At 29.0% G+C, this 22,939-nt stretch carries 23 protein-coding genes, 8 tRNA genes, 1 other RNA gene, 1 riboswitch and 1 other annotated feature; of the genes, 30 read left to right on the top strand and 2 right to left on the bottom strand.

Annotated features, from left to right (window positions below; genetic code table 11):
• Positions 1 to 9 precede the first annotated feature (9 nt).
• From ACQ3F0_RS25270 to ACQ3F0_RS25225, 10 genes are all read left to right on the top strand, one after another.
• Complete coding sequence (locus ACQ3F0_RS25270; RefSeq protein ID WP_428868572.1) at positions 10 to 240, top strand: DUF1667 domain-containing protein; 231 nt, start codon at positions 10 to 12, stop codon at positions 238 to 240.
• Between the two features lie 79 nt (positions 241 to 319).
• Positions 320 to 520, top strand: a binding site (T-box leader).
• Between the two features lie 103 nt (positions 521 to 623).
• A complete protein-coding gene (gene serS, locus ACQ3F0_RS25265; protein ID WP_428868571.1) occupies positions 624 to 1,901 on the top strand; it encodes a serine--tRNA ligase in 1,278 nt (425 codons plus the stop codon).
• 208 nt (positions 1,902 to 2,109) lie between these two features.
• Positions 2,110 to 2,200, top strand: a tRNA-Ser gene (locus tag ACQ3F0_RS25260).
• 20 nt (positions 2,201 to 2,220) lie between these two features.
• Positions 2,221 to 2,311, top strand: a tRNA-Ser gene (locus ACQ3F0_RS25255).
• 172 nt (positions 2,312 to 2,483) lie between these two features.
• Positions 2,484 to 2,575: transfer RNA gene (locus ACQ3F0_RS25250), tRNA-Ser, on the top strand.
• A 25-nt stretch (positions 2,576 to 2,600) separates the two neighbouring features.
• Positions 2,601 to 2,691, top strand: a tRNA-Ser gene (locus ACQ3F0_RS25245).
• Positions 2,692 to 2,711: 20 nt separating this feature from the next.
• A tRNA-Ser gene (locus ACQ3F0_RS25240) sits at positions 2,712 to 2,802 on the top strand.
• Positions 2,803 to 2,924: 122 nt separating this feature from the next.
• Positions 2,925 to 3,001 (top strand) — tRNA-Arg (locus ACQ3F0_RS25235).
• 512 nt (positions 3,002 to 3,513) lie between these two features.
• Complete coding sequence (locus tag ACQ3F0_RS25230) at positions 3,514 to 5,748, top strand: sensor domain-containing diguanylate cyclase (RefSeq protein ID WP_428868569.1); 2,235 nt, start codon at positions 3,514 to 3,516, stop codon at positions 5,746 to 5,748.
• Positions 5,749 to 6,480: an MBL fold metallo-hydrolase gene (locus tag ACQ3F0_RS25225; RefSeq protein WP_428868568.1), complete on the top strand. Its 732-nt coding sequence runs from the start codon at positions 5,749 to 5,751 to the stop codon at positions 6,478 to 6,480.
• Positions 6,481 to 6,537: 57 nt separating this feature from the next.
• Here ACQ3F0_RS25225 and ACQ3F0_RS25220 read toward each other — a convergent pair whose 3' ends face one another.
• Together ACQ3F0_RS25220 and ACQ3F0_RS25215 are read right to left on the bottom strand one after the other, a co-directional pair.
• Positions 6,538 to 8,139: an ABC1 kinase family protein gene (locus ACQ3F0_RS25220; RefSeq protein ID WP_428868566.1), complete on the bottom strand. Its 1,602-nt coding sequence runs from the start codon at positions 8,137 to 8,139 to the stop codon at positions 6,538 to 6,540.
• 73 nt (positions 8,140 to 8,212) lie between these two features.
• Positions 8,213 to 8,515 carry a phasin family protein gene (locus ACQ3F0_RS25215; protein WP_428868565.1) on the bottom strand — a complete coding sequence of 101 codons (303 nt, stop codon included), beginning with the start codon at positions 8,513 to 8,515 and terminating at the stop codon, positions 8,213 to 8,215.
• Between the two features lie 225 nt (positions 8,516 to 8,740).
• Here ACQ3F0_RS25215 and ACQ3F0_RS25210 point away from each other — a divergent pair.
• The 20 genes from ACQ3F0_RS25210 to argB all read left to right on the top strand — a co-directional run bounded on the left by ACQ3F0_RS25210 (position 8,741) and on the right by argB (position 22,513).
• Positions 8,741 to 8,817, top strand: a tRNA-Arg gene (locus ACQ3F0_RS25210).
• A gap of 116 nt (positions 8,818 to 8,933) precedes the next feature.
• On the top strand, positions 8,934 to 9,380 hold the full coding sequence (gene tadA, locus ACQ3F0_RS25205) for a tRNA adenosine(34) deaminase TadA (RefSeq protein WP_428868564.1): 447 nt from the start codon (positions 8,934 to 8,936) through the stop codon (positions 9,378 to 9,380).
• A gap of 164 nt (positions 9,381 to 9,544) precedes the next feature.
• A riboswitch (cyclic di-GMP riboswitch) is annotated at positions 9,545 to 9,631 on the top strand.
• A gap of 68 nt (positions 9,632 to 9,699) precedes the next feature.
• A complete protein-coding gene (locus ACQ3F0_RS25200) occupies positions 9,700 to 10,038 on the top strand; it encodes a DUF192 domain-containing protein (protein WP_428868562.1) in 339 nt (112 codons plus the stop codon).
• 59 nt (positions 10,039 to 10,097) lie between these two features.
• Positions 10,098 to 10,289 (top strand): Flp family type IVb pilin, encoded by a 192-nt coding sequence (locus ACQ3F0_RS25195; RefSeq protein ID WP_428868561.1) that lies wholly within the window; start codon positions 10,098 to 10,100, stop codon positions 10,287 to 10,289.
• Positions 10,290 to 10,354: 65 nt separating this feature from the next.
• A complete protein-coding gene (locus tag ACQ3F0_RS25190) occupies positions 10,355 to 10,873 on the top strand; it encodes an A24 family peptidase (RefSeq protein WP_428868560.1) in 519 nt (172 codons plus the stop codon).
• Positions 10,870 to 11,250, top strand: coding sequence for a TadE/TadG family type IV pilus assembly protein (locus tag ACQ3F0_RS25185; protein WP_428868559.1), 381 nt, complete (start codon positions 10,870 to 10,872; stop codon positions 11,248 to 11,250). The genes ACQ3F0_RS25190 and ACQ3F0_RS25185 overlap by 4 nt, the downstream gene beginning before the upstream one ends.
• A gap of 10 nt (positions 11,251 to 11,260) precedes the next feature.
• On the top strand, positions 11,261 to 12,184 hold the full coding sequence (locus tag ACQ3F0_RS25180; RefSeq protein WP_428868558.1) for a Tad domain-containing protein: 924 nt from the start codon (positions 11,261 to 11,263) through the stop codon (positions 12,182 to 12,184).
• A gap of 8 nt (positions 12,185 to 12,192) precedes the next feature.
• On the top strand, positions 12,193 to 12,900 hold the full coding sequence (cpaB, locus tag ACQ3F0_RS25175; RefSeq protein WP_428868557.1) for a Flp pilus assembly protein CpaB: 708 nt from the start codon (positions 12,193 to 12,195) through the stop codon (positions 12,898 to 12,900).
• Positions 12,901 to 12,937: 37 nt separating this feature from the next.
• Positions 12,938 to 13,759, top strand: a complete 822-nt coding sequence (locus ACQ3F0_RS25170; protein ID WP_428868555.1) for a CpaE/TadZ family protein — start codon at positions 12,938 to 12,940, stop codon at positions 13,757 to 13,759.
• Between the two features lie 21 nt (positions 13,760 to 13,780).
• The gene (locus ACQ3F0_RS25165) at positions 13,781 to 15,172 is read left to right on the top strand and encodes a TadA family conjugal transfer-associated ATPase (RefSeq protein ID WP_428868554.1); all 1,392 of its coding nucleotides are present in this window, start codon (positions 13,781 to 13,783) and stop codon (positions 15,170 to 15,172) included.
• Positions 15,173 to 15,264: 92 nt separating this feature from the next.
• The gene (locus ACQ3F0_RS25160; protein WP_428868553.1) at positions 15,265 to 16,146 is read left to right on the top strand and encodes a type II secretion system F family protein; all 882 of its coding nucleotides are present in this window, start codon (positions 15,265 to 15,267) and stop codon (positions 16,144 to 16,146) included.
• 3 nt (positions 16,147 to 16,149) lie between these two features.
• A complete protein-coding gene (locus tag ACQ3F0_RS25155) occupies positions 16,150 to 17,067 on the top strand; it encodes a type II secretion system F family protein (protein WP_428868552.1) in 918 nt (305 codons plus the stop codon).
• A gap of 161 nt (positions 17,068 to 17,228) precedes the next feature.
• Positions 17,229 to 17,318, top strand: a tRNA-Ser gene (locus tag ACQ3F0_RS25150).
• Positions 17,319 to 17,321: 3 nt separating this feature from the next.
• Positions 17,322 to 17,586: signal recognition particle sRNA large type (ffs, locus tag ACQ3F0_RS25145), an RNA gene on the top strand.
• Between the two features lie 230 nt (positions 17,587 to 17,816).
• Positions 17,817 to 19,469, top strand: coding sequence for a DNA polymerase III subunit gamma/tau (dnaX, locus tag ACQ3F0_RS25140; protein WP_428868551.1), 1,653 nt, complete (start codon positions 17,817 to 17,819; stop codon positions 19,467 to 19,469).
• 59 nt (positions 19,470 to 19,528) lie between these two features.
• Positions 19,529 to 19,870, top strand: a complete 342-nt coding sequence (locus tag ACQ3F0_RS25135; protein WP_428868550.1) for a YbaB/EbfC family nucleoid-associated protein — start codon at positions 19,529 to 19,531, stop codon at positions 19,868 to 19,870.
• 18 nt (positions 19,871 to 19,888) lie between these two features.
• Positions 19,889 to 20,485, top strand: a complete 597-nt coding sequence (gene recR, locus ACQ3F0_RS25130; protein ID WP_428868548.1) for a recombination mediator RecR — start codon at positions 19,889 to 19,891, stop codon at positions 20,483 to 20,485.
• A gap of 74 nt (positions 20,486 to 20,559) precedes the next feature.
• Positions 20,560 to 20,805 carry a YaaL family protein gene (locus ACQ3F0_RS25125; protein ID WP_428868547.1) on the top strand — a complete coding sequence of 82 codons (246 nt, stop codon included), beginning with the start codon at positions 20,560 to 20,562 and terminating at the stop codon, positions 20,803 to 20,805.
• A gap of 76 nt (positions 20,806 to 20,881) precedes the next feature.
• The gene (locus ACQ3F0_RS25120) at positions 20,882 to 21,136 is read left to right on the top strand and encodes a pro-sigmaK processing inhibitor BofA family protein (protein WP_428868545.1); all 255 of its coding nucleotides are present in this window, start codon (positions 20,882 to 20,884) and stop codon (positions 21,134 to 21,136) included.
• A gap of 507 nt (positions 21,137 to 21,643) precedes the next feature.
• Positions 21,644 to 22,513 carry an acetylglutamate kinase gene (gene argB, locus ACQ3F0_RS25115; RefSeq protein WP_428868581.1) on the top strand — a complete coding sequence of 290 codons (870 nt, stop codon included), beginning with the start codon at positions 21,644 to 21,646 and terminating at the stop codon, positions 22,511 to 22,513.
• The last annotated feature ends 426 nt before the right edge of the window (positions 22,514 to 22,939 follow it).

Raw genomic sequence — 22,939 nt, 5'->3', positions numbered from 1 at the left:
GGAAATAGGATGGAAAATAAAAAAGGAATATATACAACAGTTATTAGGCTAAAAGATAAAAAAGGGAGAATGCTTCCAGTAAGGACAAGTAAACCAATTTCTACTAATCTATTTATAGAATGTTCAAAGGCTTTGAGCAGGATACATGGTAATATACCAATAGGTGTAGGAGATACTATATGTAGTAATATTTTAAATACTGGAGCAGATATTATTAGTTGTAAGAGTATTAATGATTAAATTTTATAATTAAATTGTTTAAATTGTTGACAATTGGCAATATTATAATTATAATTAAAAAAAATGTGTTTTGAATAGGATAAATCTGATGACGAGGCTATTAGTTAAATATAGAGTTGTAGAGAGTCGATGGTTGGTGTGAATCGATACCCTTTATTTAGTGAATCCACCTCAGAGGGATTGTGATGAGCAATACGGGAAACCGTTAAATTTATGAGTGAGTTATAAGAATTAATTATAACTAACTAGGGTGGCAACGCGGAGTCTTTTCGTCCCTATATTGGGAGGAAGGCTTTTTTTTGTTCAAAAATATTTGAAAAGCTTTTGATTTACTTATAAATTAATTAATACAATAGAAATAATATATCTAGGAGGTTTATATAATGTTAGATTTAAAAAGAATTAGAACTAACCCAGAAGAAATAAAAGAGGTAATGAAAGGTAGAGGAGAAGGATTTGACCTTAGTATCATTGATGAAGTAGTAGATCTTGATAAAAAAAGAAGAGAAATACTTGTAGAAGTTGAAAATTTAAAAAGCAAAAGAAATTCTGAATCAAGCAAAATTGGTAAGTTCAAAAAAGAAGGAAAAGATGTTAGTGGAATAATGGCAGAGATGAAAAAATTAGCTGAGGAAATTAAGACTCAAGATGTTAATGTTAATGAAATAGACGAAAAAATAAATTATATCATGCTAAGAATCCCAAATATACCAAATCCAAATGTACCTGATGGTGAAACTGATGAAGATAATGTTGAAATTAGAAAATGGGGAGAACCTAGAAATTTTGATTTCGAAGCGAAAGCTCATTGGGATATTGGAACAGAATTAGATATTCTTGATTTTGAAAGAGGTGGTAAAGTCGCTGGTTCTAGATTTACTGTTCTTAAAGGATTAGGGGCTAGACTTGAAAGAGCAGTTATAAATTATTATTTAAATACACACACTGATGTTAATGGATATACAGAAATATTCCCTCCATTTATGGTAAATAGAGATAGTATGACAGGCACTGGACAATTACCTAAATTTGAAGAAGATGCATTTAAAGTTACGAATAATGGATTTTTCTTGATACCTACAGCTGAGGTACCAGTTACCAATATGTATAGAAATGAAATATTGAAAGGTGAAGATCTTCCAGTAAAACACGTAGCATATAGTGCTTGTTTTAGAGCAGAAGCTGGATCAGCAGGAAGGGATACAAGAGGTTTAATTAGACAACACCAATTTAATAAAGTAGAATTGGTTAAATTCACTAAACCTGATCAATCATATGAAGAATTAGAAAAATTAACAGCAGATGCAGAAAAAGTACTTCAAGGGTTAGGTCTTCCTTATAGAGTAGTAAGAATATGTAAAGGTGATTTAGGATTTACTGCTGCATTAAAGTATGATATAGAAGTTTGGATGCCTAGTTATGGAAGATATGTTGAAATTTCAAGTTGTAGTAATTTTGAAGACTTCCAGGCAAGAAGAGCAAACATTAGATATAAAGATGGAAAAGGCAAGCCTCAATTTGTACATACATTAAATGGATCAGGTGTAGCTATAGGAAGAACAGTAGCAGCAATTTTAGAAAACTTCCAAAATGAAGATGGGACAGTTACAATTCCTGAAGCATTAGCAAATTACATGGGTAATAAAGAGTTAATTAAATAAGATAGTTTTTGTTTGCAGTTATAAGTGTAGCAATTGACAGTAAAGGATCTTTCTATGCAAACCCAATAAAGGTTTTATTATGGGATTTTGAATAGGTAAATGACCCTTTACTGATAACTGTACATGTAAAATAATATTCAGACATGTCGGAATATTATTTTATTGACAGTAATAAGAAATTTTGATATAATTATTTTTGTGTTAATACGGAGAGATGGTCGAGTTGGTTTAAGGCACCGGTCTTGAAAACCGGCGAGCGTGAGAGCGTTCCTAGGGTTCGAATCCCTATCTCTCCGCCATAATTTTTTTTGTAAGGCATGGAGAAGTACTCAAGTGGCTGAAGAGGCGCCCCTGCTAAGGGTGTAGGCCGGGAAACCGGTGCGAGGGTTCAAATCCCTCTTTCTCCGCCATGTTATCACTCAAATTTGGGTGTTTTTTATTTTGCATAAAATCAAAAGTTAAATAAATTTTCAAGACATACTTAAGACATATTATTGAAAAATATAATAGAATTATGATAAAATCACAAAAAATATGTTGACACTTTGGGAATTAGTTGATATAATAATAATCGTCCGTTAAGGAGAGATGGTCGAGTTGGTTTAAGGCACCGGTCTTGAAAACCGGCGTGCGTGATGAGCGTACCTAGGGTTCGAATCCCTATCTCTCCGCCATTTTAAAATAAAATAAATATTATACGGAGAGATGGTCGAGTTGGTTTAAGGCACCGGTCTTGAAAACCGGCGAGCGTGAGAGCGTTCCTAGGGTTCGAATCCCTATCTCTCCGCCATAAATCTTTTTGTAAGGCATGGAGAAGTACTCAAGTGGCTGAAGAGGCGCCCCTGCTAAGGGTGTAGGCCGGGAAACCGGTGCGAGGGTTCAAATCCCTCTTTCTCCGCCATGTTATCACTCAAATTTGGGTGTTTTTTTATGGAAATAAATCTTTATAAACCCTAATTTTCACAGATACATTGATTTTTTTCAAAACCTGTGTTAATATAGATTTGCTTGATTAATTATTATGCGTCGGTAGCTCAGTTGGATAGAGTAGCTGGCTACGAACCAGTTGGTCGGGAGTTCGAATCTTCTCCGACGCACCAAAACCCTTCAAAGTAAAATAAATACTTGAAGGGTTTTTTATTTTTTGATGCTTAATGATTAAAATATTTATGTATCAAAACGGAAAAACATAGAGTTTTATATACTGTAGTTATAAAATAATGTTTCGATTAAATAAATAATACTAATATGCATATCATAAATAGACCTGAAGTCTCGTGAAACACGACTTCGGGTCTAAGTTTTTATCAATAAAAATAGATATATCAAAATGAAAAATATATTTCATAAAAAAGTAAAAATACTATCAAAATGAAAGATAGACAATCAAAATTTGCTATTATTACACAAATTCCATAGGTTTTTCGCTAAAGATTAATTTAGCGAAATTTATTTTGGAGTAAAATTTGAAGAGTTTTACATTTAAATATTGCATATTCATGAAATGTTATTAAAAACTGAAATTGAATTTTTAATAGTTTGAATTTTATTAACAATTAAATTAAAATAAAAGTAATGATATTTTTTTAATTATTCTTTATGGGGTGTTTATATGAATAAAAAAATAAATGAGATAAAAAAACAATTAGATAGTGAAAAAGATTGTATAAATAAAGTAGATTTATATTTTTTGTTATCTAATGAATTAGAATCTTATGATTTAAAAATATCATATGAAATGTCACAAAAAGGATATAAATTAGCAAAAGACATAAACTACAAAAAAGGTATAATGAATTGCTTATTCAGGCAAGGAAGAGCTATATGGTTAATGGGTAATAATAATGAAGCTATACCTATTTTAACTAGAACATTAGAATTAGCTAGAAAAGACCATGATTATAAAATAGAAGTTGAATGCTACTCAACTCTTGGAAATGTATATTTAGGATTAAAAAGCTATCACGTCGCATACAATTACTACTTAAGAGGAATAAGTATTTGTGATGAACATGGATTAAACATTAATAAAGGAAATATATTAAATAATATAGGTGAAGTATATAATGAATTAGAGAGCTATGAAAAAGCTTTAGAATATTATCTAAAGAGTATAAAAACATTAGAAAAGTTAAAAGAAATTGAATTTATAAGTATTCCTCTACTCAATATTGGATCTATATATAGTAGCCAAAAGAAATATTGTAAGGCTAAAAAATATCTAGAAGATAGTTTAGAAATTGCCCAAAAGTATAATGATAAAATAGGAATTGCTTATGCTTTTTATGAATTTGCTAAAGCTTACAACCAATCAGAAAGTAATGAAAAAGCCTTAGAATATTATAATAATGCTTTAAAATATGTAAGAGAAGCAGGAGTGAAGAATTTAGAGATAAACATATTACTAGAAATAAATTCAATTCTAATAGAAAAGGAAGAGTATTCTAAAGTTATGAGTATGCTTGATAAAGCATCTGAATTAAACAAAGAAATTAATGAAGACAGTATTATCTCAAAAATATATAATCAATATGCTTTAGTATATGAAAAGTTGAATGAATATAAGAAATCAAATGAGTTCTTTAGAAAATTTATTGAAATTCAAAATAAAGTAGTGACAAGAAATTCTGAGGAAAGATTAAAAAGTATAAACCTACTTAATAAAATAGAACAATCTAAAAGAGAAAAAGAAATTTTTAGACTAAAGAATATAGAATTAAAATCGAAAACTGATGATTTAGAAAGAGCATATAACAATATAAGAATAATAAGTGAAATAGGTAAAAATATTACTTCTACAATTAAATTAGATTTAATCCTTGATGAACTATATGTAAAAGTTAATTCAATAATGGATGCTTATGTATTCGGAATTGCTACTTATGATAATGAAAGAGAAGTAATAGAAAATAAATTTTTTATTGAAAATAACAAAAGATTAACAAATAAAACTATATCTATTGAAGATAAGGATAGTTTTACTGCATGGTGTATACGTAATAAAAAAACTATATTAATTAATGATTTAGAGGATGAATACAAAGAATATATTAATGATATTAATACAAATAGGATTGGCAATGAAGTTAAATCTGTTATATTTGCTCCTTTATTAGTAGAGAATAGTATTGTAGGGGTTATTTCAGTACAAAGTAAAAAATCGAATCAATATGGCGAGAATTGCCTTGATATTATTGAGGTTCTTAGTTCATATATCGCAATAGCTATAAAAAATGCTCAAAAATCAGAAAAATTATCAAAGGAAATCCAAAAAAAAGAATTAGTACAAAAGAAATTAGAAAAAGCAAATGATAAGTTATTAAATTTATCTGAAATAGATGGTTTGACTGGTGTTGCAAATAGAAGAAAATTTGATAATTTTTTAAATAATGTATGGAATATTTGTAGAAGAAAAAATACATATTTATCTTTAATACTAATTGATATAGATTATTTTAAGGAATATAACGACAATTATGGGCATCTTATGGGTGATAATGTAATTAAAGCAATTGCTATAGAATTAGAGAATACCATGTTTAGATCTAGTGATTTATTAGCTAGGTATGGAGGAGATGAATTTGTTGCGGTTTTGCCAGATACAGATATAAAAGGAGCTAGAATAGTATGTGAGAATATGATTGATAATATAAAAAAATTGAATATTGAGCATAAATTTTCTAATATACTAGATAAAGTTACAATAACATTAGGTGTGATTTGTAAAGTTCCAGATAAAACAGATACTATAGAAAAATTTATTGATTGTGCAGATAAAGCACTTTATGAAGCTAAAGAAAGCGGACGTAATGGTTTTAAAATTTGTAGTGAAAAGAGGGGTGTTTAAATGAAGATTACGATAATTGGTTATTGGGGAGCTTATCCTGAAAAAGGGGAAGCGACTACAGGATATTTGCTGCAAACTGATGATTATAATATTTTAATTGATTGTGGTAGTGGTGTATTAGCATCTTTACAAGAATATATTGATTTATGTGATATAGATGCTATAATTTTGTCTCATTATCACTCTGATCATATTGCAGATGTTTTTTGCTATCAATATAATACTGCTATAGATTTTTATAGCTGCAAAAGAAAAAAGCCTTTAGAAATATATGCGCATAAAAACGATGTACAGTTTGAAAAATTAAATTATCAAAATTTTTGTGTCGCTAAAGAGATTCATGAAAAAACTATTTTAAATTTTGGTGATTTAAAAGTAAGTTTTAAGTGGGGAAAACATCCTATACCTAGTTTGGCTATGAAGTTTGAGAAAAATGGTAAAAAATTCGTTTATAGTGGAGATACAGAATATTGTGATGGAATTGTTGAAATTTCAAAGAATGCAGATGCTTTTCTATGTGAATGTACATTTTTTAATGAGCAATTAGGAAAAATAAAGGGCCATTTAACTACAGGTGAAGTAGGGTCACTAGCTGAGATGAATAAAATAAAAAAAATTATTTTAACTCATTTTCCTCATTATGCAGATTTAAATTTATTAAAGAGTGAAGTAGCAGAGAAATATTATGGAAAGATAGAAATGGCTTCAAAAGGAAAAATAATTACTATATAAAAGAAAACACCATTAAATTTTGGTGTTTTTTTTTATATAGTGCAAGGACATTAAAAATTATAATTTTCCAGATTTAATAATAGATATCAAAAGCCAAAGACCAAAAATAGCAGCAACTAAAAAACCAGTAAGTCCAATAAGTGATATACTATAAACTTTAGGGCCAATGTTTAAATTTAATAGTAATGAAGAACCTATGATCATTGAGGATATAATCATAGAAGCTGCAAGTCTATTCATCATTTTATTTAGTGAATTAATGGGTTCTTTAAGTTCTTTATGTTCTAATTGTATTTTAGCTCGTCCTTGCATTATGCTATTACTGAGTTGAATTATTTTTGAAGGTAGCTTTGAAGTATTATCTGTAAAAGATATTAATTTTATTAGAGATTCATCTAAATTAAAATCTTTTAAGTAAGATTTTCTTTTATTAGCTTTTACAAATGGAATAGCAATACTGAGTATTTGTAAATCAGGAGATAGTTTAGCTATAACGCCTTCAATTATTATAAGTCCGCGGATAAGTAAAGTGAATTCCCTTGGTAATTTAATATTATTGGTTTTAGCTGTATAGAATATCTCCTCTAAAAATACAGAAATTTTAATATTTGAAAGAGAAGCTGATAGGTAGCTTATTAATAGGTAATCTATATCTTCGTATAACTTATTTCTATTTACATACCCTGTTCGTATGCCGATAGTCATTAAGATGGAAATCAATTTTGAAATATCTTCATAAGCTATAGCTTCAACTATATCGTTTAGTGAGGATCTTAGAGATAAAGATAAGTTACCAACTAATCCAAAATCGATATAGCATATTTTATTATCTCTAATTAATAAATTTCCTGGGTGAGGGTCACAATGAAAAAAGCCATCATCAAAAATTTGCTTGAAGTAAGATAAAGCTAATTTCCTACCTATATCATCTAAATCATAATGAGCCTCTTTTAATCTATTCAAATCATTAATTTTTATTGCATTAATTTTCTCTAATGTGATTACTTTTTTTGTGCAAAAATCATGGTATACGCATGGTACGGTGACGAAATTTACATTCTCGTTCAATTCATTGAATTTTTCTATATTTTGAATTTCTATTTCAAAGTTTAATTCCATTTCAGTAGCGTAAAGTAGTTCATCAAGAGCTTCTAAAGGATCGATTAAAGAATCTGTGAATCTAGCTTTGGTTAGTTTTAGAATTTTATAGAGTATAGATATATCAAGGTGCATTTGATCAGCTATGTCAGGTCTTTGAATTTTTACTATAACTTCTTTACCATTTTTCAATACTGCACTATGAACTTGAGATATAGATGCTGAAGCAAGTGGAATTTTTTCAAACGAAAAAAAGATTTCATCAATTGAACAAGTAAATTCTTCAAAAAACACTTTGTTTATATTTTCGTAAGTTTCTTCTTGAACACAATCTTGTAATTTTGATAACTCTTCTATATAGTTTTCTGGAAGTATATCTGGTCTAGTACTAAGAATTTGACCGATTTTTATAAAAGTTGGTCCTAATTCTTCAAAAGCCTTTCTTAAATTTGAAGGAGTGTTATTTTGCTTTTTTAAAGTTGTATCCATTATATATCCAAATCCATGATAAGCTAGAGTTCTAACTATTTGTCTAAATCTTGATACAGATTTTTTATTCATATATACCTCTCAGAAAAAAGCTCTAAGATTAAGGTTTCTTAATCAACAAAAGAAACCTTTCCTAATAGAGCAATTATTGTTTAGTTTCTAACTTTGAAATTCTATCTTCAATTTGTTCTAAATCTGATTTTGTAGCAAAATTCATTTGTGATAGAATTTCTTTTATATCTTCTTTTGTTAAAGGCTTAACCTTTTTAGGTGTCTCTTTTGTTTTATTTGATATAGTTCTTTTTAATTCTTGAGATAAGTCTTTACCTTCATCTATAGTAAGCTTACCTTTCTCAACCATATTATCAATTAATTCATTTGCCTTTTCATAAGTATATGCAGCGGAACCTATTCCGGCTAATAATATATTTTTAAATTCTTCTAACATAAATAATCCTCCAGTATTTTTTATTTATCTATAGAGTATTTACATAATTCAATTATATTATTACTATATTTCATAAAAACAAATATAATGTTAATATATGGTTAATAATTGTGTTTATTTTATGGAATAAATAATCTAATATATATAATTGACTGCTATAATGAGGTTGACAATATCTAAAAATTGCAATAAAATATTAAAGTAACAAAAAAAGTAATTAAATATGCACTCGTAGCTCAGTAGGATAGAGCGTCCCCCTCCTAAGGGGAAGGCCATGGGTTCGATTCCTCTCGGGTGCGCCACAAAAAATAACCAAGAAGAGCTTGGTTATTTTTGTTTTTGTTAAAATAAAAAAATTCGTATTTTTTTTAAAATATAGATAAATGATATAAATTGTTAAGAGAAAGAGAATGATTTTATGGATAAAATATTTATGAAAAAAGCTTTAGAAGAAGCTAAAGAAGCTTTTTTCAAAGGCGAAGTTCCTGTTGGAGCTGTGATAGTAAGAAATAATGAAATAATATCATATGCACATAATTTAAGAGAAACATTGAATGATCCAACGGCACATGCAGAAATACTAGCAATTAGGCAAGCAAGTAAAAAACTAAATAATTGGAGATTGACTGGGTGTGAAATGTATGTAACTTTAGAACCTTGTCCTATGTGTGCAGGAGCGATTTTTCAATCAAGATTAAGAAGAGTAGTTATAGGTACATCCGATATAACTACAGGTAGTTGTGGAAGTATACTTAATATAGTTCAAAATAATTCTTTTAATCACTATGTAGAAATTAACTGGGCTTATAATAAAGAGTGTAGCGATATTATAAGTGAATTTTTTAGAAATAGAAGACATAGGTAGAAATTTGACAGTGGATTGCTGGTTGTATTAAAACAAAATAGGTTTTATTTTGAATAAATTTAAATCTAAATAAAATTTTAATTTAAATTATTAACAATATGTGAAGAAATACTTGAAATTAAATTTTAAAAGTTGTATAATAAAATTATAATATTGGATATAAAACTCGATAAAGGCAAAATTAGTGAAAACTAATGACGCAAAACTACAGGGACTAACATGTTTATACATTATGTCAGCCAGTTGCCGAAGGTTTGAAATTTTACTCATACCTTTTAGGATGGGTATTTTTTTATACATGGGAGGTAAAAAATTACTTATGTTGAAAAATAAAGGAAATAACAACATAATTGTACAAAATGTAATTGAGGCAAATACTTTTTTCAAAAGACTAAAAGGTCTAATGTTTACAAAAGAACTTTCACCTCAATCTGCATTATATATCTATCCCTGTAATGGCATACACACATATTTTATGAACTATACAATAGATGTTTTATATCTTGATATTAATAATATTATTCTTGCAATAGATGAGAATATGAAGCCAGGTAGAATGGGAAAAATCCAAAAAAATGCTGTGGCAGTAGTAGAACTTCTTGGTGGTAAGGTAAAAGACTCTGCAATAGAAGTTGGACAAGCAGTGGAATTCTTATAATTCAAGGAGTCAAATTCTTAGCAAGAGATAAAAACAAAAAATATCAAGGAGGTATTATTATGTTAACGAAAATCAAAAATTTATTTGTTGAAGAACAAGGTCAAGGTATGACAGAGTACGGATTAGTTTTAGGGATTATAGCAGTTGGTGCTATAGCAGGTTTAGTATTACTAAGAGACCAAATCAGTACATTAATAAATAATGTTAAAACTAACTTGACAAATAACACACCAGGAGTAACTACTGAATAGTATACGAACTCATTTAAAGGACCCTACAATAGATGGTAGGGTTCTTTTGTTAAAGGGGTGAGAGAATGTTATTAGATATAATCTTAATCTTAGTTCTAATTATATGTTTTGTAACGGATATGAAGTACCAAAAAATATATAATAAAGTTATTTTTCCAACTCTTATTATAGCTTTATTTCTTCAAGTTATTTTAAATGGATTTAATGGTTTGAAACTATCACTTTTGGGATTTGTAGTAGGTTTTTGTATACTGTTAATACCTTATTTTTTAGGTGGAATAGGAGCTGGTGATGTAAAACTTTTGGCACTTATAGGAGCGATAAAAGGAAGTATATTTGCTTTAAATACTGCTTTATATATGGCAGTAATAGGAGGGATAATAGCACTAATCATAATCCTGTCACATAAAGAATCTAAAGAATGTTTTAAAGGCATGATTGTGTGGATATCTTCAGCGTTTCATGGGATTGGATTTAAACTTGAATTACCAACTACCGCTCTTATGAAGAAGTATCCCTATGGAGTTGCAATTGTAACTGGAGCTTTTATTTGTTTATTCTTTGAAGGAGCGAAAATTATATGAAAAAAAGAAAAGGACAAGCAATGGTGGAGTTAGCTCTTGTGATTCCAATTCTTTTACTTATCCTATGTGCAATTATAGATTTTGGTAGGATCTTATACGCATCTATTCACTTAAATATGATAACTCAAGAAGCGGTAAGAATGGGTGGTTTAGGTAAAAGTGATTATGAAATAGTTGAATTTATAGATCAGAAAGTAGATTTAGTGGATAAAGATAAGATTCAAACAAATATTACTCCAAGTGATTTACAAAGGAGTTCTGGGGACTATGTTACCTTAAATATTACTTATGAAGTTAAATACATAACCCCAATTATTAATATTTTTATTCCTACGCCTTTTGAGATAAATACTCAGTCAACAATACGAGTTGAGTAGGAGGAGTGGTATGTTATTAAATAAATACAGATTAATGAAGGAGGAAAGTGGAAGTTCTATAGTGATATTTTCACTCTTTTTAGTAATTATATTAGGAATAGCTGGGCTTGTAATTGATGGAGGTTATTTATATCAAACTAAGAGTCACTTAAGGAAAACTGCAAATGCTGCCGTTTTATCAGGTGCTCAAGAACTTCCCAATAGTAGTACATCAGTAAATCATGTAGTATTAGATATTTTAAAAGCTCATGATGAAGAAAATAGTCTTAAAGAAATAAATATTCAAACAATAGATAAGTACAAATTATCAATTACTTTAGAAAAGGAAGTACAAATGAATTTCTTAAGACTTTTTAAAATTAATAGCTTAAAAGTGAAAGTATCTTCATCTACAGAACTTGCACCTATGAGCTCAGGAACAGGGGTAGTGCCTCTTGGAATTGATAAAGATATTCCTCTTGAGTTTATGAAGGAATATACCTTAAAAGTTGATTCTGGTGATTCTCAGTATGGAAACTTTGGTATACTAGCCCTTTCAGGTCCTGGAGCAAAGCTTTATGAACAGGATTTAATGTATGGCTATGATGGTGAAATAAAGATCGGAGATATTATAGAGACTCAAACAGGAAATATAGAAGGAAAAACTCGAGATGCAATAAATTATAGAATAAATTCATGTAATCATTTAGTGAATGATTTTAGTCATAGAGATTGTTCAAGAATTGTATTGATTTTAGTTTATGAACCATGTGAATATAAAGGAAATCAATTAAAAGAAGTAAAAGTAACAGGGTTTGCGTATTTTTATATGAAAGAACCAGTAGATAAACATGATTCTTCTATTAAGGGATATTTTATAAGAAGAGCTGGAAGTGGACTTGGAGACGATACAATAATGGATAATGGAGCTTATGTAATAAGACTAACAGAGTAGGTGAAAATATGAAGTCAAGAAATATTTTGATTTTAGCTTTGATAATGGCACTTATTACTACTATTCTTTTTAATCAATACTTAAAGAGTCTAGATGATAAATATAAGAAGAATGAAAATAAAATAAGTGTTGTGGTACCAAGTACTAAAATAAATAAAAATCAAAAGATTACAGCAGAAATGTTACAGTTAAAAGAATTGGATTCTGAATCAGTACATCCTCAAGCTATAAAAAACATTGAAGAAATTCAAGGGAGATATGCTTTAAGCGATATGAAAGAAGGGGAAATTCTTTTTTTAGATAGATTTGTTGATCAGTATGAAGAAGTTGAATTTGTAACAAGAAAAATAAGAGACGGATACAGGGCGGTATCTATAGAGGTTAATTTTGTAGAATCAGTATCAAATTTAATTGATCCAGAAAATTTTGTAGATATTATTTTCAGTGAACCAATAATGCAGGATGGAAAGTTAGTGAGAATTGATACTGAAATAATACTTGAGGATATTAGAGTTTTAGCTGTGGGAAAAAGGCTAAAAGAAAAAGATACGAAAATTAGTGATTTAAGTGAAACAAATGGAGCTAATGAAGTAGCAAATAATGTTGAATATGTATCTGTAACCTTGGAATTACAACCAAATGACATAGTTAAACTTGTGAATTGTGATAAAAGAGGAGATATAAATCTTATTCTTAGAAGTGAAATATTTCCATAAATGAAATTGATTTTTTTAGTGAGAGGAGGTAGAGTCTATGAATCAAATTGAGCATGATGCAACTGGAAAGTCTAAAGGAGAAATGATAGTTTTTGCTAGTGCAAAAGGAGGCGTAGGTAAAACAGTTATTTCTGTAAATACATCTGTTGCAATTGCCCAAAAGGGCTTTACAACCTGTATTCTTGATGGCGATTTTCAATTTGGAGATGTAAATTTGGCAATGGATATCCAACCAAAACTCACTATAAGTGATTTAGTACAAGATATAAAATCCTTGAATGGGAATATATTGTCAAATTATCTTCAAAATCATGAAAGTGGAGTGAAAATTTTATCAGCTCCTTTAAAACCAGAATATGCGGATTTAATAACTCCACTTGTAATAGAAACAGTATGTAACACAATTATTAAACAGAATAGATATCTAATTGTTGATCTAGGTCCTGGCCTTCCAGAACATAATATCAACTTTTTAGAAAAAGCTGATAAAATTTTTTTGGTAACAGATTTAGAGATGGCATCGTTAAAAAACACAAAATTGATGTTAAAAACACTAGGGGCTTTAGAACTAAAGGAAAAAACAAAAGTTGTTGTAAATAGAGGAGATATGGAAAGTGTAATTAAATTTAGAGATGTTAGAGGTATTCTTGGAATTGATGATTTGTTTTTCATCTCAGATAATTTTAAAGTTGTTTCAAAATCTTTGAACATTGGAACACCTTTTGTAATCAAAAAGCCTAATGAGAAGATTTCCTATGAGATAAATAATTTTGCAAGCCAAATTCATGGAGGGAAAAAAAGTCGCAAGAGAAGAAAAAGGAAAAATAATAAAGGGTTCTTTAGTTTTTTTAATAAATAGAGAGGGTTTAGGAGGAGAACTATGGGATTAATTGATAAGATTAATACTAAAAAGAAACAAAAAGATCATAATGTAGATACAAAAATAAAAGAAAGTTATAATAATACATTATATATAGAAAAGGATATTACTCCTACCCAGAAGATAATTTATACACCTACAGGAAAAGAGCAGGAACTGAAAAATAAAATACAAAAGAAGATAATGAATGAATTTAAAAGTGAAGATGTTGATAAAATATTAGAGCAAATAGATACAATTGCTTTTGAAATTATAAAAAAGGACGGAGAACATTTTAGTGATATTGATAGAAATGGTGTTGTTCAAGAAATAATAAATGACTTAACTGGGTTCGGACCAATAAATCCTCTTTTAAAAGATCCTGAGGTTAGTGAAGTTATGGTTAATGGGCCACATAGTATATATGTTGAAAGAAATGGAAAAATTCAATTGACAGATGTGCAATTTAGAGATGATGAACATGTTATGCATATAATTGATAAAATTGTATCCCCACTTGGACGAAGAATAGATGAAAGTAGTCCTATGGTTGATGCAAGACTTCCAGATGGATCTAGGGTAAACGCTATAATTCCGCCACTTGCATTAAATGGACCAACGGTAACTATTAGAAAATTTTCAAAGGATCCTTTTAAAATAGAAGATTTAATAAGGTTTGGAACTTTAACTAATGATATGGCAGTTTTTATAGATGCTTGTGTTAAGGTACGATTAAATATTTTTATAAGTGGGGGTACAGGCTCGGGAAAAACAACTACTCTAAATGTTTTATCATCTTTTATACCTAATGATGAAAGAATAATAACAATAGAAGATGCAGCAGAACTTCAACTTTCTCAAGATCATGTTATTTCATTAGAATCAAGACCTCCAAACATTGAGGGAAAAGGTGCTGTTATGATACGAGATCTTGTTAAAAATTCTCTAAGAATGAGACCAGAGAGAATTGTTATTGGAGAGGTCCGTGGGGGAGAAGCTTTAGATATGCTTCAAGCTATGAATACAGGACATGATGGGTCTTTGGCAACGGGACATGCTAATAGTCCGAGAGATATGATTGCACGTCTTGAAACAATGGTTTTAATGGCAGGTATGGAGTTACCAATAAAAGCAATTAGGCAACAAATCTCAGGTGCAATAGATTTAATTATACAGCAAGCAAGATTGAAGGATGGTTCAAGAAGGATAATAAATATAACGGAAGTTCAAGGCCTTGAGGGAGATATAGTTGTACTTCAAGATATATTTACTTTTAAACAATCTGGAATAGATGAGAATGGTAAAATAATCGGAAAAATGGTTTCTACTGGAATTAGACCAAAATTCTATGATAGATTTGAAACGTTAGGTATAAATATTCCTGATTCTATATTTAAGATAGAGGAGTGGTAAGTATCAGAACACTAATGTTGTTATTCTCATTTTTATTTTGTTTTTTATTATTTATGTCAATATTTTATTGTTTCATTTTATCTGATAAGAAAATGAAAAAAAGAATAGATTATTATTTCAATATCGATAAAACTAATAGAAAAAGAAAAAAGAAAAGATCTAAAATAAGATTAAATAAAAGTAGTTTAAAAAGGCTTAATGAAATTATTTCAGAAAAACTAGCTAATTCAAATGATGAGAAAATTGATCTGATGATAAGAAGTGCAGGTTTAAGAATTAATCCAGAGGAATATGTAATGATTAGATGGGTGTTTGTAGCAGTTGGTGGAGGAATTTTATATTTTGCATTTGGTAATTTGATATTTTTATTTATTGGAGGAATCGTAGGGTATTTATTACCTAATAGATGGTTAAAAGGAATGATTAGAAAAAGAATTGAAAAGTTTAACAAAGAATTACCTGATATGATTAATATAGTAATAGGGTCTTTAAAATCTGGGTACAGTTTTCCGCAAGCTTTAAAAACTGTTGTAGAGGAATGTGAACCTCCTATTAAAGAAGAAATAGGATTATTATTGAAGGAAATGAGTTATGGAGTAACAATTGATAGTGCATTGAATAACTTATGTAAAAGAATGCCAAGTAATGATCTTGAATTAATGGTACAAGCTATACTAATACAAAGACAGGTAGGTGGAAATCTAGCTGGTGTTCTTCAGATAATTGTAAACACTATAAGAGAAAGAATAAGAATACAGGGTCAGGTAAAAAGCTTAACCTCTCAAGGACGGTTGTCAGGAAGGGTAATTGGTGCTTTACCTATTATACTTGGATTCATGATTTATTTGATGAATCCAGAGTATATATCACTTTTATTTACTAACACTTTAGGAAAAATTCTTATATTTATATGCATTATATCTGGAGTAATTGGTTTTATCTTAATAAATAAGTTAACTAAGATTGAGGTGTAAGTTATGTTAGTGATTTCTTTTTTATTAACAATAACGTTAATTTCTTTATTTATAGTTGTCAAAATTTTTGAACCTAAGTTTAAAACAAAAGAAAGAATAGATGTTTTTGTAAACACTGAGAAGATAGAAATAAAAAGACAAGAGAATAATAAACAAAAGTCTTCTAAAAACGGATATATTTATAGTTTTATAAAAAAGTCTAAAGGATATTTTGGTAATAAGATTTCTTCTGAAAAAGAGGATCTATTAGAGAAAAAACTTTTACAAGCGGGTAAACCTTTTGGGATGACTCCAGTTGATTATCAAATCTTCAAGATTGTAATAAGAATTGCTCTACCAGTATTATTTGCTATATACGGAAAGTTATTAGGAGCAGATTTTATTGCAATGCTCTTCCTTTTTTTTGTTGGCTTTGGATTTTCAATAATAATCCCAGATTACTATATAAACCAAAAAATCAAACAAAGATATAGACAATCTATCAGAGAACTTCCAGATTTTCTTGATATTTTAACTGTTTGCCTTGAAGCAGGATTGGGCTTTGATGGAGCATTAAGTAAAGTTATATCTAAGAAAGATGGTGTGTTATCTACAGAATTTCACATTTGTTTAGAAGAAATTCGTCTAGGAAAAACAAGAAAAGAAGCACTATCAGGTGTTAAAGAACGTCTTCAGTTTGATGAATTAAAATCATTAATTAATAGCATACTTCAAGCAGAAAAACTTGGGATAAGCATTGTGAAAATTTTTAGAGTTAGATCTCAGGAAGAAAGAGAAAAAAGAAAGCAGCGGGCAGAAGAAGAGGCAATGAAGGCACCAATAAAAATATTATTTCCTCTTGTATTATTTATATTTCCTAGTATATTCATTGTTTTGTTAGGTCCTGCGATTATACAGCTCATAAATGAATTTGGTAAATAAAATTATCCTAAAATTTACAAGTAATTGATATAAATATTTCTTATTTATGAATAATATTTACAAAAAACTATATAATACATTATAGTTTTATTGATATTTCTATTGCAATAAATCACAGTAGATAGTATAATTATTTTTGCTGACAATAAAATTATGAATATGGAGAGATGTCCGAGCGGCTTAAGGAGCACGCCTGGAACGCGTGTGTAGGGGAAACTCTACCGAGGGTTCAAATCCCTCTTTCTCCGCCATAGTCGTGCTAGACGGGAAGTCAGCGGTGTCCTGTAACCTGCAATCCGCTATAGCAGGGTTTAATTCCTCGTTTAGGCTTTAATTAATGTGGTCTGCCTTATATAAGTGGTGTTGAGAGCTGGGCCTCACGCAACGGAAACTCATGAACCTCGTCAGATCCGGAAGGAAGCAGCGATAAGTGAGACCTTCCGTGTGCCGTGAGTCAACCTGGTTTGAGCTAACTGTATAAGTAACGCACATTGATTATTGTCAACACGAGGTGCACGACTTTAAATTGTTAGTAAAAGTCTAAAGTTTATCTTTAGGCTTTTTTGTTCTATTAGGATACTTTCACAAAAGGGAATACATAATAATATAAAAATTTATAATTAATTTTTTTGTTGTAAAACAATATGAATTGTGAAGGTTCAACTGAATTATGGTATAATAAAAACTGATACATTTAATAAGTACCCAAATTATTTTGGGATTTAATAGTTAGATTAGAGGTGTTTAATTTGGCTTACACTGCGCTATATAGAGAATGGAGACCTAAAACCTTCGACGATGTAGTTGGTCAATCGCATGTTACTGTGACACTAAAAAACCAAGTTAATAATAATAGGATAGCACATGCTTATCTTTTATGCGGCACTAGAGGAACAGGAAAGACATCAACTGCTAAAATACTTGCCAAAGCAGTTAATTGTTTGAATCCTCAAGAAGGGGAACCTTGTAACCAATGTGATATGTGTAAAAAAATTAATGCAGGAATCGCTATAGATGTTATAGAAATTGATGCTGCATCACACAATAAAGTTGAGCATATAAGAGATATTATTGACGAAGTTAAGTATCCACCAAGAGAAGGACGACATAAAGTATATATATTAGATGAGGCCCATATGTTAACATCAGGGGCTGTTAATGCATTTTTAAAAACACTTGAGGAGCCACCTGAATATGTTATTTTTATACTAGCAACTACTGATCCACAAAAGCTGCCTATAACTATATTGTCTAGATGTCAAAGATTTGATTTTAAGAGAATAAAAAGTGATGATATTTTTGAAAGATTGCTGAGAATAACAAAAGATCAAGGAGCACTTGCTGAAGATAAGAGTTTAAAGCTTGTAGCAAGGATGTCTGATGGAGCAATGAGAGATGCTTTGAGCATATTAGATCAGGCAATTTCAATGGGAAATGGCAATATCGAATATAATCAAATTATTAGTATGCTGGGATTAGTTACAAATGAAAATTTATTAAATTTGGCAGAAGCTATTATGCAAAAAGATATAGAAAAATCATTATTACTTATAGATGACGTAGTATTAAGTGGTAAAGACATAAACTTATTTGTAAAAGATATGATACAGCATTTTAGAAATATACTTATAGTAAAAGTGAGTAAAAATCCAGAAGAAGTTTTGGATATGTCAAGTGAAAATATACTATTGATAAATAATCAATCAAGAAAAGCTCATATAGAAGAAATAATGAGATATATAAGAATTTTACAAGAAGCTGAAAATCAATCTAAATGGAGTAAACAAGGGAGAATATATTTGGAACTTGCAATTATAAAAATGTGTAAGTTAGAATATGATACTTCAAATGAAATTCTTTTATCAAGAATAACCAAACTAGAAAGAATTATAAGAGAAGGAAAAATAAATATTAAACAAACTGATAGTAAGGTAGATAGTACTAATACTAATAGTGCGGTAGGTAATAGCATAGAAAATAAAAGAGGAAGTATTATTAATAAAGAAAGTATAGTAGTAGATGAACAAAATGAAGTTAAAGGTGAAATAAATACCGATTCAAAATTAACTGTATCACATATACATAAGGCTTGGAAAGATATAATGGATATCATTAAAGCTAGAAGACATATGGTTATTTATGCTTCTCTTATTACGGGAACAATAGAAAATTGTGAAAATGGAGTAATTGAAATAAAATATGATGAACAGTACTCATTTAATAAGAAAAGATTAGAAAAAGACGATAACAGAAAAATAGTTGAAAAAATCTTTAGTGAAGCACTAAAAGAAAAAGTAAGAATAATATATACTATAGATAAAAAAAATATTGATGTCAATCCAGAGCTTCAAATGATTAAAAATGCTTTTGGAGAAGATTTTGTTGAAATAATTGATGAATAAAAAAGTAAATGGTAAAACATTTAAATATTAAAACTAATTAATACTTAGGAGGTATAAAAATGGCTAAAGGCGGTTTCCCAGGAATGGGTGGAATGAACATGAATAAATTAATGAAACAAGCGCAGAAGATGCAACAAGATATGGAAAAAATGCAACATGAATTAGAAGAAAAAGAATTTGAAGCATCTGCAGGTGGTGGTGCTGTAAAAGTAACAGCTAATGGGAAAAAAGAAATAGTTGATATAGAAATACAACCAGACGTAGTAGACCCAGATGATGTTGAAATGCTTCAAGATTTAATAATAACAGCTTGCAATGCGGTATTACAAAAAGCTGACGAAGAAACTGCATCAGGAATGAAAAAAATCACAGGTGGAATGAACATGCCAGGAATGTTCTAGATTATATGGGGTGAAGCAATGGATTTTTATCCAATAGCAATTGAAAAACTTATTGAAGAATTTGCAAAATTACCTGGGATAGGATATAAAACAGCACAAAGACTTACACTACATGTTCTCAATCTACCTAGAGAAGAAGTTGTAGGATTTGCTGATGCATTAGTAAAAGCAAGGGGAACTATTAAATATTGTTCTGTATGTGGAAATTATACTGATACAGATCCTTGCTCAATTTGTTCTAATCCTAATAGGGATAATAGTACTATATGTGTTATTGAACAGCCCAAAGATATTATCTCGATGGAAAAAATAAGAGAATATAATGGTTTATATCATGTATTACATGGGGTAATATCACCAATGATGGGTAAAGGGCCTGATGATATCAATTTGAAAGAATTGATTAGAAGACTAAATAGTGAGATAAAAGAAATTATAATTGCTACAAATCCAAATGTTGAAGGTGAAGCAACTGCTATGTATATGTCTAAAATTTTAAAACCATTTGGTGTTAAGGTAACCAGGATTGCTCATGGTATACCAGTTGGGGGAGATTTAGAATATGCAGATGAAGTTACGTTAGCAAAAGCACTAGAAGGTAGAACAGAATTATAAATATAATAATATATGGTATAAATCTCCATTGAAATGTCTATAAATATAAATAGATATTAAATGGAGGTTTTTTTATGGAAAAAAGAATTGAGAGTTATTGTGACCAAGATCATGAATTTAGACAGACAAATGATTTAATACAAGCTATACAGAATGCTAAAGAGGAATGGGAATGTGCAAGATCATGTTTTGATTACGTTCATGATGAATTGTTAATAGATTATGCAATATTTAAAGAAAGAGCAACAAGAGCAAAATATACATACTTATTAAGAATAGCAAAAGAAAGAAATATAAAAGTTAAATTAACTTTTAAGTAATTTCATTAAATTGTAATATAATGATTTATAATCTGTGATAATATAATACTATAAATTATTATAGGGAGGATTAAGTATGCAATATTTCGTTTTCTTTATAGTTGGACTAGTTTTGTTATTTCTTATAGCTAAAATTATAGCACTACCATTTAAAATATTATGGAAATTAATTGTGAATGCTATTCTTGGTGGAGTGTTTTTAGTTGTATTTAATATTCTTGGAGGATTTTTCAATATTACACTTGCAATTAATATTTGGACTGCATTAATTGCTGGATTCTTTGGAATACCAGGAATAATATTTCTGTTAGTATTTAAGTTTATATTATAATCCTCATATTACATGAGGATTATAATATTATGTACTTTGATATCATCAATTAAATATTGTACTATCGTCGATTTAAAGTATTTTCACAATAAGTTCAATTACTACAGATCTTTTTAAGTTATCCTCACTTCTAAATATAACAATCCCTACAAAATTAATTCATTACGAAATTAAATTTTTAAGTTCCTTTAATCATATTTTATTGAGAATGCTATTTATTATTTTTAGAAATACTAATATTTTTAGGATTAATATTGTAAATATAACTACATCTATAATATTAACCCAGAGCACTTGTGTATAAATATACAAAACAAAATAGGTGTTTAAGGCGAAAAAATAAGGATAAATAGCTATTTACAAATGATTTAAAAATGATTATACTATATTTAAGGAAAAATATGATTATATATTAATTAAATATGAATAAATATGTAAAATGTGATATTGTAAGTATAAGTTGAATAAGGGGGAATTTAATTGTTTACAAGAGGTGAAGATAAAAATATGGATAAAGCAAAAATATTAATACAAGCATTACCATATATCCAGAAGTTTAATGGAAAAACAATAATAATAAAATATGGTGGAAATGCAATGATAAATGAGAAACTACAAAAGGATGTAATAAATGATATTGTTTTGCTGAACTGTGTGGGTGTAAAAGTAGTGGTTGTTCATGGGGGTGGACCAGCTATTAATGAAACATTACAAAAGATAGGAAAACAGAGCGAGTTTGTAAATGGTCTAAGAATTACTGATGAGGAGACGATGAATGTAGTTCAAATGGTTCTAGCTGGAAAAGTGAATAAAGATATTGTTTCGCATATTGTCAAAAGCGGTGGAAATGCTTTAGGATTGTGTGGAGTTGATGCAAACTTGCTAAAAGCTAAAAAATTATTAAAAGAAGGATTAGATCTTGGGTTTGTAGGAGAAATCAGTGAAGTAAATGAAAAAGTGATTGAAGATTGTTTGGATAGAGGATACATTCCTGTTATTTCAACAGTTGCGTTAAATGAATCAGATGGAAAGGTATATAATATAAATGCGGATTATGCTGCTTCAAAAATTGCATTAAAACTTAAAGCTGAAAAATTAATGCTTTTAACTGACGTCCCAGGAATATTGAAAGACATAGAAGATATTAGTAGCCTCATTTCTGTACTAGATGTAGAAGATGTTCCAGAATTAATAGAAGACAAAATAATTGATGGTGGGATGATACCTAAAGTAGAGTGTTGTATTGAAGCAGTGAAGGGTGGAGTTAAGAGGACTCATATCATAGATGGGAGAACACCACATTCAATACTACTAGAGATTTTTTCAGATAATGGTGTTGGAACTATGATTCTTGAAAAAGATAAAAAGAACAAATAATAGGTATAATTTATAATGAAAAGGTTAAAAATATCTTTGTATTAGCTCAATCCATAAAAAAACTAATCCAGGAGTGTCTATATAAGTAAAATTAAGAAATAATGAATAAATAGAAGTATTATGAGCATGATATGTTGTGAGCAGTTATGAATAGAAAATATAATATAACTGGATTTGATAAGATATTCCTTGTCGCCAAGAGAAACCGAGAAAACGGTCGAAAGAAAAAATGAAAAACTCTTGACAACAAGAAATAAAAGTGTTAAACTAAATTAGCTGTCGAAAAAACAGCAAAACAGTTTAACAGATTTGATCTTTGAAAATTAAACAGAGAATGATAATAAATGCCAGTCAATGAATTTAAGTAATGAGTAAATGATTGAACTTTTCAAATTGAGAGTTTGATCCTGGCTCAGGACGAACGCT

It is taken from the genome of Clostridium sediminicola, from assembly GCF_050402865.1.
Classification (GTDB): domain Bacteria; phylum Bacillota; class Clostridia; order Clostridiales; family Clostridiaceae; genus Clostridium_AF; species Clostridium_AF sediminicola.
Note: the sequence above shows the minus strand (reverse complement) of the source record. Positions and strands in the feature narration are given on the sequence as shown.